Below are 19,058 nucleotides of genomic sequence, written 5' to 3'. Positions count from 1 at the left end.
CCGGCGGAATGGAGAGAATACAACTATGGCATATAAAGTGGGCATGGTCTCCCTGGGCTGTTCCAAGAACCAGGTGGACGCGGAAATCATGCTGGCCCTGATCCAGGAAAATGGGTTTGAGCTCTGCGCCGACGCCGAGCAGTGCGACGTGGTCATCATCAACACCTGCGGCTTCATTGAGGACGCCAAAAAGGAATCCATCGAGACGATTTTGGAGTTCTGCCAAATGAAGGCGGAGGGAAAAATCAAGGTGGTGGTGGTTACCGGCTGCCTGGCCGAGCGGTACCAAAAAGAAGTGGCTCTGGAGATCCCCGAGGCGGATGTGGTGCTGGGCATCGGCTGCAACGGGGAAATCGTCAAGGCCATTAAACAGGCGCTGGCAGGGGAGCGGGTCGTCTCCTTTGCCGACAAGACCCTGATGCCCTTAAGCGGCAACCGGGTGCTGGCCAATGCGCCCTTCTTCGCCTATGTGAAGCTGGCCGACGGCTGCAACAACCGCTGCGCTTTCTGCGCCATTCCCCTCATCCGGGGGGACTTCCGCAGCCGCCCCATGGAGGACGTGCTGGACGAGGTCAAACGGCTTGCCGCCCAGGGGGTGAAAGAGGTCAACGTGGTGGCCCAGGACACCACCCGCTACGGCGACGACCTCTATGGGCGGTTGGTGCTGCCCGAACTTCTGCGGGAGATCTGCAAAATCGATGGCATCCGCTGGGTGCGCATCCTGTACTGCTACCCCGACCGAATCACCGACGAGCTTCTGGAGGTCATGGCCCAGGAGGAGAAGATCGTCAAATATGTGGATGTGCCCATTCAGCACGCCAGCGGGGAGGTCCTCAGGGCCATGAACCGCAAGGGCAACGCGGACACCCTCAAGGCGCTGCTGCAAAAGATCCGGGACAAGGTGCCCGGCGTGGTGCTGCGCACCACCATGATTGTCGGCTTCCCCGGGGAGACGGAGGAGCAGTTTGAAGAACTGTGCAACTTCATCCACGAGGTGAAATTTGAGCGCCTGGGCTGCTTTACCTACTCCCGGGAGGAGGACACCCCCGCGGCGGAGATGGCGGATCAGATTGATCCGGAGGTGATGCAGCGCCGGGCGGAGGTGCTGATGACCGAACAGCTCTCCATCGCCGAGGAGATCAACAAAACCTTTGTGGGGAAAACCTTCACCGTCATGGTGGAGGATATGGACGAGGAGTCCGGCCTCTATTACGGCCGCAGCTATATGGACGCCCCGGACATCGACACCAAGGTCTATTTCTCCAGCGAGGAAGACCTCTGCCCCGGCGATTTCGTGGAGGTGGTTATCGAAAATTTTGTGGAGTACGACCTTGTGGGCCACATCAAAGAATAAGGGGGGCTGCTGATGAACACGCCCAATAAGCTGACCTTGATCCGGGTAATCCTCATCCCGTTTTTTGTCCTGTTCCTGATGACCGACCTGCTGCCAGCCTCCCAGCTGTGGGCGCTGGCGGTGTTTGCCATTGCCTCCTNCTTCATCAACCAGCTGCGGGAGAAGATCGGCGTGGTCTACGGCAACCCGGAAACCACCCCCGGTGGCCGGGCCCTGAAGTTTTATTCCTCGGTGCGGCTGGATGTCCGCCGGGTGGAACAGCTGAAGCAGAACGGCGAGGTGGTGGGCAACCGCACCCGGGTGAAAGTGGTGAAAAACAAGGTGGCCCCGCCCTTTAAAGAGGCGGAGTTTGACATCATGTACGGCCAGGGCATCTCCAAAGAAGGGGAGATCCTGGATATGGCGGTGAAGCTGGACATCATCAACAAATCCGGCGCCTGGTTCACCTATGGCGACGCCCGGTTCCAGGGCCGCGACAACCTGAAGGAATACCTGAAGGAACACCCCGATATTGTGGAGGAACTGGCCCAGAAGATCCGGGAGAACGCCGACAAACTGACCGGGAAACCTGCCAAAAAAGGTGGAAAAGCTCCGGCAGCGGCAGCTCCCGCCCCGGCTCCTGCGCCTTCCACTGCCAAAATTGACATCACGGTGGAGGATGAGGCGTAAGGATGCGGATCACCGACCTTTCCCGGACCAAACGGGGCCGCTACGCCGTAAGCGTGGAGGGGCAGTACCTTTTTTCGCTGCACGAAGAGGTCTTTTACACCGCTCGCTTGGCGGTGGGGATGGATCTTTCGGTGGAGGAATTGGAGGCGCTGCGCCGGGAATCCGATTATAAAACCGCCAAAGAGCGGGCGCTGCGGCTCCTCTCCGCCCGGGGATATACCGCCCATCAGCTGAAGGAGAAGCTCTCCCGCTACGCCGATGAGGAGGCTTCCCAGGCGGCGGTGGACCGGATGGAGGAGCTGGGCTTGGTCAACGACGGGGACTATGCCTTCTGCTGCGCCCGGGATCTATACAACCTAAAGCATTATTCCCCCCGGCGGATCGAGCAGGAGCTGCAAAGGAGGGGCATCCCCCAGGACATCTGCCGGGAGGCCGCCGCCCAGTTCGACGAGGAGGAGACCCAGTCCCAGCTGGAGGGAGTCATCCGCCGCAAATACCTGCGGTACCTGGGGGAAGAAAAAGGCTGGAATAAAACAGTCGGGGCCCTTTCCCGGCTGGGGTATTCCTACGACCAGATTAAATCCGCCATCCGGCGGGTCATGGAAGAGGAAGAGGCGGATTAGCCTTTTCCCAAGTTGCCGGGAACCCGGCGGAATGGAGAGAATACAACTATGGCATATAAAGTGGGCATGGTCTCCCTGGGCTGTTCCAAGAACCAGGTGGACGCGGAAATCATGCTGGCCCTGATCCAGGAAAATGGGTTTGAGCTCTGCGCCGACGCCGAGCAGTGCGACGTGGTCATCATCAACACCTGCGGCTTCATTGAGGACGCCAAAAAGGAATCCATCGAGACGATTTTGGAGTTCTGCCAAATGAAGGCGGAGGGAAAAATCAAGGTGGTGGTGGTTACCGGCTGCCTGGCCGAGCGGTACCAAAAAGAAGTGGCTCTGGAGATCCCCGAGGCGGATGTGGTGCTGGGCATCGGCTGCAACGGGGAAATCGTCAAGGCCATTAAACAGGCGCTGGCAGGGGAGCGGGTCGTCTCCTTTGCCGACAAGACCCTGATGCCCTTAAGCGGCAACCGGGTGCTGGCCAATGCGCCCTTCTTCGCCTATGTGAAGCTGGCCGACGGCTGCAACAACCGCTGCGCTTTCTGCGCCATTCCCCTCATCCGGGGGGACTTCCGCAGCCGCCCCATGGAGGACGTGCTGGACGAGGTCAAACGGCTTGCCGCCCAGGGGGTGAAAGAGGTCAACGTGGTGGCCCAGGACACCACCCGCTACGGCGACGACCTCTATGGGCGGTTGGTGCTGCCCGAACTTCTGCGGGAGATCTGCAAAATCGATGGCATCCGCTGGGTGCGCATCCTGTACTGCTACCCCGACCGAATCACCGACGAGCTTCTGGAGGTCATGGCCCAGGAGGAGAAGATCGTCAAATATGTGGATGTGCCCATTCAGCACGCCAGCGGGGAGGTCCTCAGGGCCATGAACCGCAAGGGCAACGCGGACACCCTCAAGGCGCTGCTGCAAAAGATCCGGGACAAGGTGCCCGGCGTGGTGCTGCGCACCACCATGATTGTCGGCTTCCCCGGGGAGACGGAGGAGCAGTTTGAAGAACTGTGCAACTTCATCCACGAGGTGAAATTTGAGCGCCTGGGCTGCTTTACCTACTCCCGGGAGGAGGACACCCCCGCGGCGGAGATGGCGGATCAGATTGATCCGGAGGTGATGCAGCGCCGGGCGGAGGTGCTGATGACCGAACAGCTCTCCATCGCCGAGGAGATCAACAAAACCTTTGTGGGGAAAACCTTCACCGTCATGGTGGAGGATATGGACGAGGAGTCCGGCCTCTATTACGGCCGCAGCTATATGGACGCCCCGGACATCGACACCAAGGTCTATTTCTCCAGCGAGGAAGACCTCTGCCCCGGCGATTTCGTGGAGGTGGTTATCGAAAATTTTGTGGAGTACGACCTTGTGGGCCACATCAAAGAATAAGGGGGGCTGCTGATGAACACGCCCAATAAGCTGACCTTGATCCGGGTAATCCTCATCCCGTTTTTTGTCCTGTTCCTGATGACCGACCTGCTGCCAGCCTCCCAGCTGTGGGCGCTGGCGGTGTTTGCCATTGCCTCCTTCACCGACTTTCTGGACGGCTACCTGGCCCGGCGGGATCAGCTGGTCACCAACTTTGGCAAGCTGATGGACCCCCTGGCCGACAAGCTGTTGGTCACCGCCGCTCTCATCTGTTTTGTGGAGATCGGCCTAGCTCCGGCTTGGGTGGTTATCATCATCATCTCCCGGGAGTTTTTGGTCACCTCCATCCGGCTGGTGGCCGCCGGGGAAGGCAAGGTCATCGCCGCTGACAAGTCCGGCAAGTACAAAACTGCCACCCAGATGGTCTGGGTCTGCTACGCCATCCTTTTGCAGTTTCTGGCCGGGCAGATGGCGCTGCCTTCATTCCTCTGGGGGCTCCATTACGCTTTGATGGCCGCTGTGGTGATCCTCACCGTTTACAGCGGGATGCACTATGTATTGGGCAACCGGGAGTTCTTCGCCCAGTAAAAATTCCCTTGAATTTCCTGTCCCTTTGTGATAAAATAGCTACCAAAGCGGTGGATATTCGATTTATCCCATCCCAAAGGGAATCAGGACAGCCACTGCGGCATATACTAGGAAAATAGACCGATGCAACGACGCGGGAAGAGTACCGCCGACACCCCCTTGGCAGAGAGGAAATGGGACTGCGCTGAAACCGTTTCCAGGGGAGGATGGCCGGGAAGTGCGCCCGAGGAGCACGGGGTGGGAACCGGGAAAGGGATTTCCCCCAGTATCACCCTGCGGGATGGCTTCCCGTTACCACCGCCTGTGGAGTGAAAAACCAGAGTGGAACCGCGAGTCCCCATCGCCTCTGTTTCGGGAGAGATCCCGGAACGGGGCGTTTTTTGTTGGCTGGCAAATGTACCCCGCTGGGGGGAGTTTTTTGGAGGTAATCATGAAGATTTACAACACCCTGACACGGCAAAAAGAAGAGTTTGTGCCCATTGAGCCCGGAAAGGTGAAGATCTACGCCTGCGGCCCTACCGTGTACAACTACATCCATATCGGAAACGCCCGGCCCATCTGCGTCTTTGACACCCTGCGCCGTTACCTGGAGTACCGGGGGTATGAGGTCACCTTTGTGCAGAACTTTACCGACATCGACGACAAGCTGATCAAAAAGGCCGCTGAAGAGGGGATCACCGTCAAAGAGGTGGCCGAGCGGTACATCAAGGAATATGAGGTGGACGCCAAGGGCCTTGGGGTCAAGGAGGCCACCTTCCATCCCCGCGCCACCGAAACGGTGGACACCATCATCGAAATTGTCAAGACCCTGGAGGACAAGGGCTACGCCTATGCCAAAAACGGGGATGTTTACTTCCGCACCAAAAAGTTTCAGGACTACGGCAAGCTCTCCCACATGCCGCTGGAGGAGCTGGACGCCGGAAACCGGATCGATGTCAGCGACCAGAAGGAGGACGCCCTGGACTTTGTTTTGTGGAAGGCTGCCAAGCCCGGCGAACCCGCTTGGGAATCCCCCTGGGGGATGGGCCGCCCCGGCTGGCACATTGAGTGCACCGCTATGATCCACAAGTACCTGGGCGACACCATTGACATCCACTGCGGCGGCAACGACCTGGTGTTCCCCCACCATGAAAATGAGATCGCCCAAGGGGAGTGCTGCACCGGCAAGCCCTACGCCCACTACTGGATGCACAACGGCTTTATCAACGTGGATAACCGGAAGATGAGCAAATCTTTGGGCAACTTCTTTACCACCCGGGAGGTGGCGGAAAAATTCGGCTATGAGCCCATCAAATTTATGATGCTCCAAGCCCATTACCGCAGCCCCATCAACTACAGCTACGACGTCATTGAACAGTGCAAGGCATCCCTGGCGCGGCTGTATAACTGCCGGGAGAATATGGATTTCGCCCTGAAAAACGCCCTGCCCGAAGCTGGGGAAGGGGATGAGGCCTTCTTTGCGGCTATCGACAACCGGGTGGCACAGTTTGTGGAGGCCATGGACGACGATCTGAACACCGCAGACGGCATCGCCGCCCTGTTTGAAATGGCCCGGGAGATCAACACCTACCTGTCTGAGCCCCGGTCCAAAGCCGCAGTAGAGTATGCCGCCAAAAAGTTTGACGAGTTGGCCGACGTGCTGGGCCTTCTGTACAACCGGGATGACGGAAGCTTGGATGCCCAGGTGGAGGAGCTGATTGCCAAGCGGCAGGAGGCCCGGAAGAACAAGGACTTTAAAACCGCCGACGCCATCCGGGATCAGCTGGCCGATATGGGCATCGTGCTCAAGGACACCCCTCAAGGCGTCCAGTGGAGCCGGAAATAACAGTATTTTTACAGATAAAAAAGGGCTGCCAATCGGCAGCCCTTTGCTTTTTAAAAAACAAGGTGGAAAGGGAGAGCTCTTCCTTGTTTCGGTTTATAAACTCATCCAAAGAAGTAGGCGATGGCACAGGCGGCGGCCGCCATCACTAGACAGCCAGCGCCCATCCGCTGGAAAGAGACGGTGAATTTCTGGGATGCCGATTCCTCTTTGACATAGTAGTTCTGGGGGTTGCCAGGCTGGAAGTACACCGATACCGGGTCGCCGGGTTCAAACTGGGAGGTATACCAGGCGAAGCTGGATTCCACCGTGTATTTCTGTCCTTCTGCGAAGTAGGTGAACACCGGGTAATAGGCAACCTGCCCCCGGCGGTGGGTGCGGGTGTGGATTTCCGCCACGGTACCTGCGGCTAGTTGGGTACACAGCTTTTGGCGGCGCTTTTGATCCCGGGAGATGTTCCACCCCACCAGGAACAGAACAGCCCCCACCAACCCCCAGATCCCGCCAAAGGAGAGGGCGAACATAGTGCTTTGGCTCATTAAAAAATCCTCCTTATCCTATGTGAACTTGGAAAAACGCGCGAAAAACAGCTGGGTGCTTAGGGTTATGAGGAACCCTTCGCTGGGAGCCTGCTGTGTCCCCCAGCCTCAATTCCATCTTTCCCGTCAATCCGAAAAGATGGTGGTGGCGTAGGCGATGGTCATATCCCCCTCCTGGGCCAGGTAGATGCCCACCCCGATTTTGGTGTAGGTGTCCCGCAGCATGTTTTCATAATGGGGCGGGCTCTCGATCCAGGTGGTGACCCAATAATCCCCATCATAGGCGTAGGTGCCGCTTGGGTCGTTGTACTCTACCGAGGCCAAGTTTTCTCCTGCGTGATGGAAGGCGTACAGAAGGTCCTGGGTCAGCACGGTGACCCAAGAGTCCCCGTTGGGCCGGGTGTGGTCAAAGTGATCGTTTTCATACAGCTCCCGGCTGCGGATGCGGGCTGCCTCCCCTAGGGTGGAGTCGGTCTCCAAGCGGTTGAGGCCGTTGCGTTCCCGCTCGTCGTTAGTGAGCTCGATGACCTTCTTTTCCACCTTGCTCAAAAAGGCGTCACCGCTGGCATATGCGGAAAAGTTTTCCAATTTCTGCTGTTGTTCCATTTCCTGGGCCTTGTGCTCTTCTTCCGCCTTCTGAGCGTCAGCCTGCTGTTCAGCTGCCCGTTGGGCGGCAACCTGTTCCCCTGCGTCCTCCTGTTCCGATTGGTTGGATTCAGAGGAACGTTCCGGCGCAGAGGATGCTGGGCGCTCCTCCAGCTCCTGGAAGGAGGGTTCAGAGGAGGACTCCATGGTACTGGACAGGTCCCCCGGTTGGGAGGGCTCCTCCGCCGGCTGGCAGCCGGCAAGGACCAGCGAGAGGGCGGCCAGCCATATGAGGACAATTCGTTTCAAACACGGTCACTCCTTTCTAAGACGAAGATAGTTGGGGATGGGAAGAGAATACCACCCCTCGGTGACAAAAGGGTGAAAACCGAATCCAGATGATAAGATTTTATAAATCGGCGCAGACGGCACCGGTCAGTTCCGCCAGATAGACGGCTTGTTTTAGGTCGATTTTTGCCTGCTTAAGCCGGCAGGAGAGCATGTCGCAACCGGACAAGGTGGCGCCTCGCAGGTCAGCTTTGTCCAGTTTGGCGGCGGATACCACCGCTTGGGAGAGGTCGCATCCCCGCAGGTCGGCTTCACAGAGGTCACAGCGGGAGAGATCGGCGTGGTCCAGCCGGGCGCCGTCGAACTTCATCCGGGAGAGGTCGCACTCCGAAAAGCAGACATAGGAGTAGCTGCCGCCGGAGAACTGGGTGCCGATTAAGGTGGAACCCATAAAGGAGCTCCCAGTGCATTTACACTGGTGGAAAGAGGCGCAGAACAGGCTGGTGGAGAGAAATTCGCAGTTGATAAAGGCGCTGTTTTGATGGTCGGAGCCGTTGAGCTGGGCCATGGAAAAATCGCAGCTTGTAAACAGGCAGCGCTTGGTGGAAAGGTCGCTCAGTTTACAGCAGCGGAACTTGCAGTGGGAAAAGGTGTAACCGCAAAGATCCATGCCAGAAAAATCCATGCCGGAAAAGTCCTCGTGCTCGTATTGGGTGCAAAGCTCGGTGATCATGGCGGTCCTCCCTGGAATATTTGTTCTTATTGTATCACGAATGCTCTCCCTTCGCAAGGTGGGAATCCCCCCCCGGGGCAAGGAGATGATAAATTTGTCAAACGATGAGAAGGGATTTACAATCCTTGGCAGCTGTGGTACCATAGAAGCATCGGTTGCGACAAAAAACAGGGGGGATGCCGGTAAAAAACTGGCGGGATTTTCCGAAGAATACGGCCTTTTGGCCGACTTTGACAAGGAGGCGGATTTGATGTTTGATTTATTGCTGATCAACGGTTGTGTCATCACAGTGGACAGCGCCCACACCGTCTATCAGCCTGGATATGTGGCAGTGGAGAAGGACACCATTGCGGCTATCGGCCCCATGAGCGACCTTCCTGTTCTGCCGGAGGCGGGTCGGGTCATCGACCTGTGCGGCCATGCGGTTCTGCCCGGTTTGGTGGACGCCCACGGCCACGCTGGCCATTGCCTCATCAAAAACCTGTTTGAATACCGGGACGACTGGGATGATCTGGCGGAGCAGGTCTATTACCAATGCACCGACACCGAATTCTGGCGGGCGGAGGGCTCTCTGGCCGCAGCGGAGCGGATAAAATTCGGCATTACCACCGGCGTTTCCATGGTGGGGAGCACCCCCCGCATCGACATCATCGAGCCGGTGGGGGCTAACCTGGAGGGCTCCAGCCGGGTGGGCATCCGCCAGCTGAGCGGCATCGGCTGTGCCAATGGCCCCTGGCCTAAAAAAGCCCGGGCCTGGAATGGGAAGGAGTACACCGAATCCACCGTCACCCCTAAGATGGCCTACCGTTCCACCGAAGAGGCGCTGAAGGCTTACAATGGCCGCCACCCCTTGGAGACCTGCATCGTCGCCCCCGGCCGGATGGGTTTGCGGCCAGGGGAATCGGCGGAGGACAACATCGCCCACAACAGGGAGATGTACCGTTTGGCGGAGGAATATGGGGTGCCGCTGCACACCCACGCCTTTGCTGGGGATATTCAGTTCCTCTACGACACCACTCCGGAGGTCCTCAAGGTGGGGCTTTCCCTGACCCACAGCACCGGACTCTCCCAGGAGGAGATCGCCATCCTGGCCAAGACCGGGGCCTATGTGTTCCACGGCCCGGCCACCCACTCCAACATCCTGAAAACCTGTCCGGTTTACGAGCTTCTGCAAGCTGGGGCCCATGTGGCGGTGGTCACCGACGGCACCGCCCCCGACCGCAGCTACGACATCTGGCGGGATATGAAGATGCTCCAGGTCTTGCAGCGGGGCCGGTTCCACGACCTGTCCCTGCTGCCCTGCGGCAAGGTGCTGGAGCTGTGTACCATCGAGCCGGCCAAGGCCCTCAAGCTGGATCATTTGATCGGCTCCCTAGAAGTGGGAAAGAAGGCGGACATCATCGCAGTAGATGTGGAACAGCCCCATCTGGCCCCCTTTGGGGATATGCCGGTACAGCGGCTGGTGTACCACGCCATGGGCCAGGATGTGGATTTGACTATTGTAGACGGCGCCGTGGTCATGGAGGGCCGCAAGCTCACCAAGGTGGATGAGAAGAAGATCATCGCCGACGCCCGCGGGGCATACGCCACCATGCTGGAGCGCCTGGGCGACCCGACCGTCACCCAAAACCCAAAACTGTACGAGCTCACCCAGAAAATGTAATCCAATGGGGGAAGAACCAGTGGAACGCCCCGCCTTGGCAGCACCGGGGCTTTCGGGCGTCCAGTGGTTCGCCCAAACAAATAATGATTAGGGGGAAACACAACCATGGCAACCAAACGGGATGCCGTCATCATCGGCGGGGGCATCATCGGCTGTTCCATCGCCTACTACCTGGCAAAAAAGGGAATCCGCCCCATCGTGGTGGAGCGCCGGGGCGTAGGGGAGGGGACTTCCAGCGCCTGTGACGGCTTCATTTTCATGCAGACCAAAAAACCGGGACTTCCATTGACCTTGGCGATGGAGAGCGCCGGCATCTACCAGACCCTTTCCAAGGAGTTGGGGAGCGAGGTCTATTACCAGCGCCCCGGCGGCTTGATTTTGATTGAAACAGAAGAACAGCTGGCCGTCATGGAGGAAGTGGTGGCCAACCAGAAAAAGTGCGGCATGGAGGTGGAGATCATCTCTGGGGACGACGCCCGTAAAATGGAGCCCTACCTCTCCAAGAACATCGCTGCCGCAGCCTACAGCGCCTTAGACGGCCACGCCGACCCCATTGCCACCACCTTGGCCTTTGCCAAGAAGGCAAAGGAATTGGGGGCGGAGTTCTGGACCCACACCCAGGTCACCGGCATCACGGTGAAGAACGGCGCCGTCCGCGGGGTGCAGACCAGCCGCGGGGAGATTGAGACCGAATGTGCGGTGGTAGCCGCCGGGGCATGGTCCCCCTTCATCGGGGAGATGGTGGGCCTGGATGTGCCCATCCGCCCCCGCCGGGGCCAGACGATGGTCACCGAGCCGCTGCCGCCCATCTTCCACAAAGAGCTGCTCTGTGCCCGGTACATCGCCATCAAGCACCATCCTGAACTGGCCAAGGGTTCCGACGATCCCGGCCTGAAGCTGGGGGTGGGCCTCTCTATCGAACAGACCGAACATGGAAACCTGCTCATCGGCAACAACCGGGAATTCGCCGGGTATGATGTCTCCACCAGCTTTGAGGTCCTCCGGGAGGTCTGCAACTATGTCACCCGGTTTGTGCCCTTCCTCAAGGATGTCAACATCATCCGCACATTTTCCGGCCTGCGGCCCTTCTGTGAGGACGGCTCCCCGATTATCGGCGCCACCAAAGCACTGCCGGGCCTGATCTTCGCCACCGGCCACGAGGGGGACGGCATTGCCTTGGCCCCCATCACCGGGGAACTGGTTTCTGACCTGATCAAAGAGGGAAAGACGAAGCATGATATCTCGTCCTTCTCCTACGACCGGTTTATCAAATAGCGGGAGGGAGAAAAGCGACCATGAACCGAATGGAACAACATCCTATCCTCACCTTTGACAAGGGGAGGAAGGTCACATTTACTTTTGAAGGCAAAACACTGGAGGGCTACGAAGGGGAGTCAGTGGCGGCGGCGCTCCACGCAAACGGCGTGCGGGTACTCCACGAAAGTGAGGTCAAACACCGGCCCCGGGGCCTTTTCTGCGCCATTGGCAACTGTTCCTCTTGCATGATGAAGGTGGACGGCGTGCCCAATGTGCGAACCTGTGTGGAGCCCCTTCGGGAGGGGCTGCGGGTGGAGCGGCAGGAAGGCCATGCCCATCCCAAGCTGGATGTGGAGATCGAGAGCCGCCTTGGGGAAAGACGCAACCTGATCGAAACCGATATCCTAGTGGTGGGCGCGGGCCCGGCTGGCATGTGCGCCGCCATCGAGGCCGCCAAAGGCGGGGCCAAGGTCATCCTGGTGGAGCGGGGTCAGAAGCTGGGCGGCCAGCTGGTGAAGCAGACCCATAAATTCTTCGGGTCGGAGAAGCAGCAGGCCGGCACCCGGGGCATCACCATCGCCGAAGGTTTGGAGAAGGAGATCGCCGCCAGCCCCAACATCGAACTATGGGTCAACACCTCCGCCTTAGGGTATTATGCAGATGGCATCGTCATGGTGGAGCGGGATCACCAGGTGGAGGGCATCCTCCCCAAGCGGGTGATCGTGGCAACCGGGGCCTTTGAGAAGAACCTGGTATTCCCCAACAACGACCTGCCCGGCGTCTACGGCGCGGGCGCGGTACAGACCCTGATGAACCTGGAAGGGGTGCTCCCCGGCAAGGACGTCATCATGATTGGCGCGGGGAACATCGGCCTCNCTCAAGGTGGGGCTTTCCCTGACCCACAGCACCGGACTCTCCCAGGAGGAGATCGCCATCCTGGCCAAGACCGGGGCCTATGTGTTCCACGGCCCGGCCACCCACTCCAACATCCTGAAAACCTGTCCGGTTTACGAGCTTCTGCAAGCTGGGGCCCATGTGGCGGTGGTCACCGACGGCACCGCCCCCGACCGCAGCTACGACATCTGGCGGGATATGAAGATGCTCCAGGTCTTGCAGCGGGGCCGGTTCCACGACCTGTCCCTGCTGCCCTGCGGCAAGGTGCTGGAGCTGTGTACCATCGAGCCGGCCAAGGCCCTCAAGCTGGATCATTTGATCGGCTCCCTAGAAGTGGGAAAGAAGGCGGACATCATCGCAGTAGATGTGGAACAGCCCCATCTGGCCCCCTTTGGGGATATGCCGGTACAGCGGCTGGTGTACCACGCCATGGGCCAGGATGTGGATTTGACTATTGTAGACGGCGCCGTGGTCATGGAGGGCCGCAAGCTCACCAAGGTGGATGAGAAGAAGATCATCGCCGACGCCCGCGGGGCATACGCCACCATGCTGGAGCGCCTGGGCGACCCGACCGTCACCCAAAACCCAAAACTGTACGAGCTCACCCAGAAAATGTAATCCAATGGGGGAAGAACCAGTGGAACGCCCCGCCTTGGCAGCACCGGGGCTTTCGGGCGTCCAGTGGTTCGCCCAAACAAATAATGATTAGGGGGAAACACAACCATGGCAACCAAACGGGATGCCGTCATCATCGGCGGGGGCATCATCGGCTGTTCCATCGCCTACTACCTGGCAAAAAAGGGAATCCGCCCCATCGTGGTGGAGCGCCGGGGCGTAGGGGAGGGGACTTCCAGCGCCTGTGACGGCTTCATTTTCATGCAGACCAAAAAACCGGGACTTCCATTGACCTTGGCGATGGAGAGCGCCGGCATCTACCAGACCCTTTCCAAGGAGTTGGGGAGCGAGGTCTATTACCAGCGCCCCGGCGGCTTGATTTTGATTGAAACAGAAGAACAGCTGGCCGTCATGGAGGAAGTGGTGGCCAACCAGAAAAAGTGCGGCATGGAGGTGGAGATCATCTCTGGGGACGACGCCCGTAAAATGGAGCCCTACCTCTCCAAGAACATCGCTGCCGCAGCCTACAGCGCCTTAGACGGCCACGCCGACCCCATTGCCACCACCTTGGCCTTTGCCAAGAAGGCAAAGGAATTGGGGGCGGAGTTCTGGACCCACACCCAGGTCACCGGCATCACGGTGAAGAACGGCGCCGTCCGCGGGGTGCAGACCAGCCGCGGGGAGATTGAGACCGAATGTGCGGTGGTAGCCGCCGGGGCATGGTCCCCCTTCATCGGGGAGATGGTGGGCCTGGATGTGCCCATCCGCCCCCGCCGGGGCCAGACGATGGTCACCGAGCCGCTGCCGCCCATCTTCCACAAAGAGCTGCTCTGTGCCCGGTACATCGCCATCAAGCACCATCCTGAACTGGCCAAGGGTTCCGACGATCCCGGCCTGAAGCTGGGGGTGGGCCTCTCTATCGAACAGACCGAACATGGAAACCTGCTCATCGGCAACAACCGGGAATTCGCCGGGTATGATGTCTCCACCAGCTTTGAGGTCCTCCGGGAGGTCTGCAACTATGTCACCCGGTTTGTGCCCTTCCTCAAGGATGTCAACATCATCCGCACATTTTCCGGCCTGCGGCCCTTCTGTGAGGACGGCTCCCCGATTATCGGCGCCACCAAAGCACTGCCGGGCCTGATCTTCGCCACCGGCCACGAGGGGGACGGCATTGCCTTGGCCCCCATCACCGGGGAACTGGTTTCTGACCTGATCAAAGAGGGAAAGACGAAGCATGATATCTCGTCCTTCTCCTACGACCGGTTTATCAAATAGCGGGAGGGAGAAAAGCGACCATGAACCGAATGGAACAACATCCTATCCTCACCTTTGACAAGGGGAGGAAGGTCACATTTACTTTTGAAGGCAAAACACTGGAGGGCTACGAAGGGGAGTCAGTGGCGGCGGCGCTCCACGCAAACGGCGTGCGGGTACTCCACGAAAGTGAGGTCAAACACCGGCCCCGGGGCCTTTTCTGCGCCATTGGCAACTGTTCCTCTTGCATGATGAAGGTGGACGGCGTGCCCAATGTGCGAACCTGTGTGGAGCCCCTTCGGGAGGGGCTGCGGGTGGAGCGGCAGGAAGGCCATGCCCATCCCAAGCTGGATGTGGAGATCGAGAGCCGCCTTGGGGAAAGACGCAACCTGATCGAAACCGATATCCTAGTGGTGGGCGCGGGCCCGGCTGGCATGTGCGCCGCCATCGAGGCCGCCAAAGGCGGGGCCAAGGTCATCCTGGTGGAGCGGGGTCAGAAGCTGGGCGGCCAGCTGGTGAAGCAGACCCATAAATTCTTCGGGTCGGAGAAGCAGCAGGCCGGCACCCGGGGCATCACCATCGCCGAAGGTTTGGAGAAGGAGATCGCCGCCAGCCCCAACATCGAACTATGGGTCAACACCTCCGCCTTAGGGTATTATGCAGATGGCATCGTCATGGTGGAGCGGGATCACCAGGTGGAGGGCATCCTCCCCAAGCGGGTGATCGTGGCAACCGGGGCCTTTGAGAAGAACCTGGTATTCCCCAACAACGACCTGCCCGGCGTCTACGGCGCGGGCGCGGTACAGACCCTGATGAACCTGGAAGGGGTGCTCCCCGGCAAGGACGTCATCATGATTGGCGCGGGGAACATCGGCCTCATCGTCAGCTACCAACTGCTCCAGGCCGGGGTCAATGTCAAAGCGGTGGTGGAGGCCGCCCCCCGCATCGGCGGGTATGAGGTCCACGCCGCCAAGCTGCGCCGGGCCGGGGTGCCCATCCTCACCAGCCACACCGTCTCTTACGCCTATGGCGAGGGGAAGCTGGAGGGTGCGGTCATCCATCAGCTGGATGAAAAGTGGCAGCCCATCCCCGGTACCGAAAAAGATATCAAGGCCGATATTATGTGCATGGCAGTGGGCCTTTCCCCCCTGGTGGAGCTCTTCTTCCAGGCGGGGTGCGAGATGAAGTTCGTCCCCGAGCTGGGGGGCTATGTCCCGGCTCTGGACGACTGCCGCCGCACCAGCGTGGGGACCATCTATGCCGCCGGCGATGCCAGCGGTGTGGAGGAGGCCTCCAGCGCCATGCTGACCGGCAAGATTGCCGGGTTGTCCGCTGCCAATGACCTTGCAGCCGTCGATGGATTCGAGGAAAAATTCGCCGATTACCAGGGCCAGCTCCAGATGCTGCGCCAGGGTCCGGGCGGAGCAAAGATCCGCAGCGGCGTTGAGAAACTGAAGGAAGGGAAGTGCGTTGACTATGCCAAATAGCCATGCCATGGAAGTGGAACAGAAAGTGCGGGAGCGCCTGCCCTCCCCCGAACGGCGGAAACAGGGCCCTTATGCGGTGTTTGAGTGCTTCCAGTCCATCCCCTGCAACCCCTGCTACACCGCCTGCAAATTCGGCGCGGTGAAGCCTTTGACCGACATCAACGACCTGCCGGAGGTCTACTACGATAAATGTACCGGCTGCGGCCTGTGCATGACCGCCTGCCCGGGCCTTGCGGTTTTTGTCATCGACGAGACCTATTCGGAGGACAAGACGGTGGTCCGCATTCCCTATGAGTTCCTCCCCCTGCCCCAGGTGGGGGATACCGTCGACGCGGTGGACCGGGACGGCCAAGTGGTGGGAAAAGCCCAGGTGGTCAAGGTGCAGAAATTCCCCAACAAGACCTCCATCGTCTCCTTGGCGGTGGACAACAGCCTGGCACAGACTGTCCGCGGCATGAAGCTTGCGGTTACCGAGGGCAACGGGGCATTCTCCGCTCCCCGGTGCAAAGGCTGCGGGGAGAGCATCGTCTGCCGCTGCGAGGACATCTCTATGGAAGAGCTGCTGAAAACCATCGGCGACGGCAACTTGACCCTCAATGAGGTGAAATTGGCAACCCGGGCCTCCATGGGCCCCTGCCAAGGCAAGACCTGTATCTCTCTGATTATGAAGGAACTTTCCACCGCTGCGGGAAAGCCGGTGGAGGAATTGGGCGGCCCGCGGTACCGGGTGCCGGTGAAGCCGGTGACCATCGGGGCTATCCGGGGGGATCGCTCCAAGTAAAACCCCAATATTTAAGCAGCGGCATGGCTATGGGGCCATGCCGCTGCTTCCTTTTTGAAAGAGTATCGAGGATGAATTCGTCAAAAAGACGGAAAAACCATAAAAAAATTGGAACAAAACTCTTTTTCCAACAGGTAGAATGTGCTATAATATCAAACTGGACTGCCGCAGAACCTTTGCCGGCAGGTGCGGAAAGGAAGGGGCGTATTGTGGAGACGGCCCTTCCAAGACCAAATCAGGCGGGTTGCTTCTGCCCGCCCCCGCCAATATCCTAATTTTTGGAGGTACTTGACCCATGTGGCTACTCTTTTCTCTGTTTTCCATCCTTGCCTGGAGCGGCTCCGATCTCTTTTCCAAACTGGGTTCCCGCCCCGACGATTCCTACAGCCATTGGAAGATGGTGATGGCAGTCGGCCTGGTGATGGGCGCTCACGCCATCTTTGAAATGACCATTGGCGGGGTGGACTTCGACTGGAACAGCGTGATGATCTACCTGCCGGTCTCCGCCCTATATATCCTCTCGATGATCTTCGGCTATGCCGGCCTCAGATACATCGAGCTTTCCATCTCCTCCCCCATCTGCAATTCCTCGGGGGCGATCACCTCGCTGCTGTGCTTCTTTGTCCTGGGCCAGAGCATGACCGGCCTCCAGTTTGTGGGCGTCACCCTGGTGTGCCTGGGGGTCATCGGCTTGGCGGCGCTGGAGCGCTCCCAGGCGGTGAAGGAGACGGTGGACAGCGGGGAGGAGGTCCCCTCCAAGTACTCCAAGAGCTTCTTGGCGGTGCTGTTCCCCATCCTGTACTGCATCATCGACGGCCTGGGCACCTTTGCCGACACGGTGGTGCTGGACAGCGGTATGCTGGCGGAGCGCCAGGCCAACATCGCCTATGAGCTGACCTTTTTGTGCATGGGCATCGCCGCTTTCATCTATGTGGTGCTGATTAAGAAACAGCCCCTGACGGTGGAGCGGGAGCGGCCCAAACTCCTTGCCGCCCTCTGCGAGACCGCCGGCCAGTTCACCTATGTGTTCGCCATCGGGGCCAACGCCATTCTGGCGGCTCCCACCATCGCCTCTTACAGCATCTTCTCGGTGCTGTGGTCCCGCATCTTCCTCAAGGAGAAATTGACCCCCAAACACTATGCCATCATCGGCATGGCAATGGTGGGCATCTTCATCCTTGGCATGGAATAATCAAATGGAAAAAATCCCCTCTCCTTCGATACGCACCAATAAAGAAGTTTCAGGCCGCCGATTCCATCGGCGGCCTGAAACTTTGAAGGGGCGCAAAGGAAACCAACCATTGGAACCGAGAAGATGCGCCCCTTGTGGAGGGGGGATTTTTTGCTGCAATTACAGGGTGTAGGCGCGGATCAGGTCGTAGGTGGCCTGGACCCCTTCCAAGTGGGTGCGCTCGTAGCCGTGGGAGACATAGACCCCCGCCCCGATGAGGGCGTGGCGCAGGTCGTGGCCGGCTGCCAGGGCGCTGTCGGCGTCACTGCCATAGAAGGGGTAGACGTCGGCTGCGTAGGGGATGCCCTTCTCCTTGGCAAGGGCGATGAGCCGGCTGGTCATCTCATAGTTGGAGGGGCCATTTTTGTCCTTGACGCAGATGGAGACCATGGTCTCATCGCACTCCAGGCCGTCGCCCACGCAGCCCATGTCCACGCAGAGCATCTCGGTGACACCGGCGGGGATGGATGCGGCGCCGCCGTGGCCCACCTCCTCAAAGACGGTGATGTGCAGGTAGGTGGGCCGGGCGGGGGTGAGATTCTCCTCCCGGAGGGATTTGGCATAGCCCAGCAGGATGGCCACGCTCAATTTGTCGTCCAGGAAACGGCTTTTGATGTATCCGCTGGCGGTGCGGATAAACCGGGGATCAAAGCATACAAAATCCCCGTTTCCAATGCCCAGGGCCTTGGTCTCCGCCTTGGACTTGGTCTTTTCATCAATGACCACCTCGGTGGTGTCAAAGGTGCGCTGGATGGTCTTGTAGTCCTCATTGACGTGAACCGATGGGTTGATCAACTGCAAGGTTCCGTCGTAGACTTTGCCCCCCCGGGTGTAGATGCGGCAGGTTTCGGCCTCGCCATTGTTGGCTTGCATACCGCCCACCGGAGAGAGGCGCAGCCGGCCGTTCTCTTTGACTTCGGCCACCATGGCGCCCAATGTGTCGATGTGGGCGCTCATGAGAAGGCCCTCCCCCTCCTTGCCGCCCAGGGCGCAGAGGACACCCCCTTTGGCGGTCTGCTGGGGCTGATAGCCCAGGCGGGTCAGTTCTTCTATGACATACTGGGCCGCCTTGTGGGTAAAGCCGGAGGGGCTGTCGATGGAAATCAGGTTCTGGAGCTGTTCCAGGATATAGTCGGTTGTGTTCATAGGATACCTCTCAATTCTGTATTTGGGGAGGGGAGCTCCCCACTCCCCCTTAGTATATCATAAAACCAGCACAAATCGGAAAAATCTCGGTGCCGGTATGTGGCAGGAGGGGCGTGCAAACAATCCTTCCAATTCACCCCTGGGGCGGAAAGGTGACATCAGCCCGGACG

At 59.2% G+C, this 19,058-nt stretch carries 17 protein-coding genes and 1 pseudogene; 14 read left to right on the top strand and 4 right to left on the bottom strand.

Translation table 11 applies throughout. From position 1 onward, the window contains the following. Nucleotides 1-25: 25 nt before the first annotated feature. The 6 genes from rimO (BQ5353_RS03370) to cysS all read left to right on the top strand — a co-directional run bounded on the left by rimO (BQ5353_RS03370) (nucleotide 26) and on the right by cysS (nucleotide 6,415). Nucleotides 26-1,354: a 30S ribosomal protein S12 methylthiotransferase RimO gene (rimO, locus tag BQ5353_RS03370; protein WP_071427310.1), complete on the top strand. Its 1,329-nt coding sequence runs from the start codon at nucleotides 26-28 to the stop codon at nucleotides 1,352-1,354. A 12-nt stretch (nucleotides 1,355-1,366) separates the two neighbouring features. Beyond that, a complete protein-coding gene (locus tag BQ5353_RS13260) occupies nucleotides 1,367-2,023 on the top strand; it encodes a CDP-alcohol phosphatidyltransferase family protein (RefSeq protein WP_083386364.1) in 657 nt (218 codons plus the stop codon). Nucleotides 2,024-2,025: 2 nt separating this feature from the next. Next, nucleotides 2,026-2,646: a regulatory protein RecX gene (locus tag BQ5353_RS03360; RefSeq protein ID WP_071427311.1), complete on the top strand. Its 621-nt coding sequence runs from the start codon at nucleotides 2,026-2,028 to the stop codon at nucleotides 2,644-2,646. A 48-nt stretch (nucleotides 2,647-2,694) separates the two neighbouring features. After that, entirely contained in the window at nucleotides 2,695-4,023 is a 1,329-nt protein-coding gene (gene rimO / locus BQ5353_RS03355) for a 30S ribosomal protein S12 methylthiotransferase RimO (RefSeq protein ID WP_071427310.1), read from the top strand. A 12-nt stretch (nucleotides 4,024-4,035) separates the two neighbouring features. After that, nucleotides 4,036-4,590 carry a CDP-diacylglycerol--glycerol-3-phosphate 3-phosphatidyltransferase gene (gene pgsA, locus BQ5353_RS03350; protein ID WP_071427309.1) on the top strand — a complete coding sequence of 185 codons (555 nt, stop codon included), beginning with the start codon at nucleotides 4,036-4,038 and terminating at the stop codon, nucleotides 4,588-4,590. 430 nt (nucleotides 4,591-5,020) lie between these two features. Next, nucleotides 5,021-6,415, top strand: coding sequence for a cysteine--tRNA ligase (gene cysS / locus BQ5353_RS03345; protein WP_054330762.1), 1,395 nt, complete (start codon nucleotides 5,021-5,023; stop codon nucleotides 6,413-6,415). Nucleotides 6,416-6,516: 101 nt separating this feature from the next. Here the strand turns inward: cysS and BQ5353_RS03340 are convergent, their stop codons facing one another. The 3 genes from BQ5353_RS03340 to BQ5353_RS12520 all read right to left on the bottom strand — a co-directional run bounded on the left by BQ5353_RS03340 (nucleotide 6,517) and on the right by BQ5353_RS12520 (nucleotide 8,557). Continuing rightward, entirely contained in the window at nucleotides 6,517-6,951 is a 435-nt protein-coding gene (locus tag BQ5353_RS03340; protein WP_054330763.1) for a DUF3592 domain-containing protein, read from the bottom strand. A gap of 126 nt (nucleotides 6,952-7,077) precedes the next feature. Next, nucleotides 7,078-7,845 (bottom strand): CAP domain-containing protein, encoded by a 768-nt coding sequence (locus BQ5353_RS03335; RefSeq protein ID WP_054330764.1) that lies wholly within the window; start codon nucleotides 7,843-7,845, stop codon nucleotides 7,078-7,080. 100 nt (nucleotides 7,846-7,945) lie between these two features. Further along, nucleotides 7,946-8,557 carry a pentapeptide repeat-containing protein gene (locus BQ5353_RS12520; protein ID WP_054330765.1) on the bottom strand — a complete coding sequence of 204 codons (612 nt, stop codon included), beginning with the start codon at nucleotides 8,555-8,557 and terminating at the stop codon, nucleotides 7,946-7,948. Nucleotides 8,558-8,651: 94 nt separating this feature from the next. On the opposite strand from BQ5353_RS12520, the gene BQ5353_RS03325 reads away from it, so the two are divergent. From BQ5353_RS03325 to BQ5353_RS03290, 8 genes and pseudogenes are all read left to right on the top strand, one after another. Continuing rightward, nucleotides 8,652-10,220, top strand: coding sequence for an amidohydrolase family protein (locus BQ5353_RS03325; RefSeq protein ID WP_071427308.1), 1,569 nt, complete (start codon nucleotides 8,652-8,654; stop codon nucleotides 10,218-10,220). Between the two features lie 105 nt (nucleotides 10,221-10,325). Next, a complete protein-coding gene (locus BQ5353_RS03320; RefSeq protein ID WP_071427305.1) occupies nucleotides 10,326-11,495 on the top strand; it encodes an NAD(P)/FAD-dependent oxidoreductase in 1,170 nt (389 codons plus the stop codon). 20 nt (nucleotides 11,496-11,515) lie between these two features. Then, nucleotides 11,516-12,310, top strand: a pseudogene (locus BQ5353_RS13465) (2Fe-2S iron-sulfur cluster-binding protein); the annotation flags it as partial. A 49-nt stretch (nucleotides 12,311-12,359) separates the two neighbouring features. After that, nucleotides 12,360-12,989: an amidohydrolase family protein gene (locus BQ5353_RS13000; protein WP_071427306.1), complete on the top strand. Its 630-nt coding sequence runs from the start codon at nucleotides 12,360-12,362 to the stop codon at nucleotides 12,987-12,989. Between the two features lie 105 nt (nucleotides 12,990-13,094). Beyond that, nucleotides 13,095-14,264: an NAD(P)/FAD-dependent oxidoreductase gene (locus tag BQ5353_RS03305; RefSeq protein WP_071427305.1), complete on the top strand. Its 1,170-nt coding sequence runs from the start codon at nucleotides 13,095-13,097 to the stop codon at nucleotides 14,262-14,264. Nucleotides 14,265-14,284: 20 nt separating this feature from the next. Further along, on the top strand, nucleotides 14,285-15,730 hold the full coding sequence (locus BQ5353_RS03300) for an FAD-dependent oxidoreductase (RefSeq protein WP_071427304.1): 1,446 nt from the start codon (nucleotides 14,285-14,287) through the stop codon (nucleotides 15,728-15,730). Continuing rightward, nucleotides 15,720-16,511: a (2Fe-2S)-binding protein gene (locus BQ5353_RS13250; RefSeq protein ID WP_071427303.1), complete on the top strand. Its 792-nt coding sequence runs from the start codon at nucleotides 15,720-15,722 to the stop codon at nucleotides 16,509-16,511. The genes BQ5353_RS03300 and BQ5353_RS13250 overlap by 11 nt, the downstream gene beginning before the upstream one ends. 295 nt (nucleotides 16,512-16,806) lie before the next feature. Continuing rightward, nucleotides 16,807-17,703, top strand: coding sequence for an EamA family transporter (locus BQ5353_RS03290; protein ID WP_054330767.1), 897 nt, complete (start codon nucleotides 16,807-16,809; stop codon nucleotides 17,701-17,703). A 159-nt stretch (nucleotides 17,704-17,862) separates the two neighbouring features. Here BQ5353_RS03290 and BQ5353_RS03285 read toward each other — a convergent pair whose 3' ends face one another. Continuing rightward, nucleotides 17,863-18,888 (bottom strand): M42 family metallopeptidase, encoded by a 1,026-nt coding sequence (locus BQ5353_RS03285; protein WP_071427302.1) that lies wholly within the window; start codon nucleotides 18,886-18,888, stop codon nucleotides 17,863-17,865. Nucleotides 18,889-19,058 lie beyond the last annotated feature (170 nt).

The organism is Merdimmobilis hominis (genome assembly GCF_900104615.1).
Classification (GTDB): Bacteria; Bacillota; Clostridia; order Oscillospirales; family Ruminococcaceae; genus Merdimmobilis; species Merdimmobilis hominis.
Note: the sequence above shows the minus strand (reverse complement) of the source record. Positions and strands in the feature narration are given on the sequence as shown.